Genomic DNA, 2,979 nt, shown 5'->3' with positions numbered 1-2,979 from the left:
GTGCGTAACGTCTCGTTCATGGTGCGCAAGGGCGAAATTCTCGGCCTCGGCGGCCTTGTCGGAGCTGGGCGCACGGAGAGCGCCGAAGCGATATTCGGGCTACGCCATCGCAACGGGGGGCGCATCCTCGTCGGCGGCAAGGAGATTCCTCCCAATAGCCCCATCGCGGCAATTCGCGCTGGCCTCGGCATGGTCGCCGAGGACCGGCGCGCCCAGAATATCGTGCCTGATATGACGGTCGGCGAGAACCTTTTCCTCGCCCAGATGGGCAAGCACAGGGGTTTTGGCCGCGGCCACTCAGCGCGTCGAAAACAAGCCCGCGAGCTTATTTTCCGTCTCGGCCTTCCCACCGACCGGATGGAAGCAAACCTCCTGCACTTCTCCGGCGGCATGCAACAGAAGGTCATCATCGCGCGCTGGCTGCTGATCGAGCCCGAAGTGCTCATTCTGGATGAACCAACGAAGGGCGTCGATATCGGGACACGCCAGGCGATCTACGAGCTGCTGCGCGAAGTCGCCGAAAAGGGGATTGCCGTGGTGGTGATCTCCTCGGACTTTGGGGAGCTCCTGGGAGTTTGCGAGCGGGTCGTCGTGGTGAGTGACGGCTATACCATCGCCGACCTGCCGGCTTCGCTCCTGAGCGAAGAGAGCCTGACATTGCTCGCTGCGCCGCGAAGTTCAGCAGAGCGCAATGCCGCATTCCTGCGGGATCTTGTCGCCAGCTACGGCGGCACGGCATTCTGGGGACTGATCGACGACGACCGGTTCGTCTGCCTCGCCATCGCCAACAGTGCACGTAGTACACCAATGGGACTCGCGGCCGGCCATGTCTACCTGGCGCACCAGACGGCGATCCCCCTCGCTCTTGAAGGGCGCCAGCCAGGCATCGTGACTGAGAACGACGGCCGGTCTACTGTGCTTGCGCCACTCTCCAACCGCAGGGGCCACGATCTCGGCTGGATCGGCCTCACCCTACCGCCGGGATCCAAGCTGCCGAAAACTGAGACGCTGTCGGCCCGCATGGCCGGGTTGTTCGATACACCTCCAAACGAAGAGATCGACGCATGAATGCGCCCTCCCGATCCTTTGCCATGCCTAGATTCACCAGCACCCTTGAGTTCCGAATGCTCGGCCTTGCCGTGGTGCTTGCGGTGATCCTGTCGTTCATCTCGCCCTACTTCTTCACCGAACGTAACGTGTTCAACATCCTCGACCAGTCGGTGGTGCTGGGCATTGTTGCCGTCGGCATGACCCTGGTGATTCTGACCGGAGGCATCGACCTTTCCGTCGGTTCGGTTGCCGGCCTGACCGGCATTGTTCTCGCCCTGCTTCTGAAGGAATTTCCCATTCCCTTAGCGATAGCGCTCGCCGTCGGCTGCGGCGCACTGATCGGGCTTTTCTCCGGCGTTCTCATCGCGGTGTTCGGCTTGGCGCCCTTCGTGGTGACGCTCGGCGTCATGGCGATGGGGCGCAGTCTTGCCTACATCGTGTCGGGGCAGCGCTCGATTTCGGGACTGCCGATGGGGCTGCAGAACATCGTCTACACGACCCTGCTCGGCATCCCCACCAACGTCGTCTTCCTCATCGCGCTCTACGTCGCCACCTGGGCGTGGCTGACATATTCGAAGGGCGGGCGCACGATCTACGCTGTCGGCTCGAATCTCGAAGCCGCCCGGGCCGCCGGCCTCAACACCCTCTTCTACTCGATCTTCCCCTATGTGGCCTGCGGGGCCCTTTCGGCGACAGCGATGACCTTTTCGCTGGCACAGATCATGTCGGCCGACCCGATCGGCGGAAACCAGCTTGAACTCGACGCCATAGCGGCCGTGGTCATCGGTGGCGCGAGCCTCTACGGTGGACGAGGCACCATATTCGGCACGCTGATGGGGGTTCTGATCATGGTGATGATTCGCAATGGACTGAACTTGCTCGGCGTCTCGCCGTTCTGGCAGGGGACTGCTATCGGCGCCATCATCATCCTCGCCCTGCTGGCCGAGCGCCTCATCACCTGGAAATCGCGCCGCGTCTGAGATCGGGAGCACGCCGATGACACATTCCGATCCCTCCCGCACGGTCCGGCTTTACGGTACCGAGGAGCCCCCGGCAGAGGAGCGCGTGCTGAATGCCGGTCCGCTCAGCGTACTTTTTGACGGCGCCAACCTACGCGACGTCCGTATGCATGGCGAAGAGGCGATCCGCGCAATCTCCTTCGTCGTGCGCGACAAGGACTGGGCGACGCTGATTCCGAAAATTGCGGATCTGATCGTCCAGCAAGATGGCGATCGATTTTGGATCAGCTACCGCGCAGGAGTAGCCGGCAATGGCGAGACCTTTGGCTACGAAGTCGTCATCGAAGGGTCCGCAGCCGGCGTGCTGACCTATTCGGCTCGCGGGAAGACGCCGACCGGGCTTCTGACGAATCGAACCGGGTTTGTCGTCCTGCATCCTATTGAGGGCGTGAGCGGCGCGCCGGCCACGATCACGCATACAAGCGGCGAAAGGGTCGAGACACGCTTTCCCGTAGAGATCGATCCTGTACAGCCGATGATGGATCTTCGTGAAATAGCGCACCGTACTCCCGGCGGGCTGGAGGTCACCTGCCTGATGGAGGGCGACGCCTTCGAGATGGAAGACCAGCGGAACTGGACCGACGCCTCCTACAAAACCTATGTTCGTCCCCTCGCCTTGCCCTGGCCATACAGGATCGAGCCAGGCGAGGTCGTCCAACAGAAGATCACCCTGACCGTCAAGGGCTTTCCGAGGGCTCCGTCGCGTTGGGCTGGGGGCGCAGCCGTCCTGACGCTTGGCGAGGCGGAGGGCACGATGCCCCCTCTCGGCATTGGGCTCCAGCCCGAGGATGCTTCGGCTGCATTGCGGCATGTCGAGACGCTGCACCAGCTCGGCGTCGCCCATATTATCTGCCATCACGAGCCACGGCGCGGCCATGATGCCGAATCGCTGGCGAGGCATGTGGAGGTC

Annotated in this window: 2 protein-coding genes and 1 pseudogene; all 3 read left to right on the top strand. The window is 62.7% G+C overall.

All coding sequences use genetic code 11. From position 1 onward, the window contains the following. On the top strand, positions 1 to 1,068 hold a 1,068-nt coding region (locus EN925_RS30335), incomplete at its 5' end, for an ATP-binding cassette domain-containing protein (RefSeq protein ID WP_164894483.1). Positions 1,069 to 1,124: 56 nt separating this feature from the next. After that, entirely contained in the window at positions 1,125 to 2,030 is a 906-nt protein-coding gene (locus EN925_RS30330) for an ABC transporter permease (protein WP_245487348.1), read from the top strand. Between the two features lie 16 nt (positions 2,031 to 2,046). After that, positions 2,047 to 2,979: pseudogene (locus tag EN925_RS30325) on the top strand (hypothetical protein); the annotation flags it as partial.

The sequence above is a fragment of the Mesorhizobium sp. M7A.F.Ca.US.006.04.2.1 genome (genome assembly GCF_004022915.1).
GTDB classification, from domain to species: Bacteria; Pseudomonadota; Alphaproteobacteria; order Rhizobiales; family Rhizobiaceae; genus Mesorhizobium; species Mesorhizobium ciceri.
This window is presented reverse-complemented; position numbering and strand designations above follow the sequence as displayed.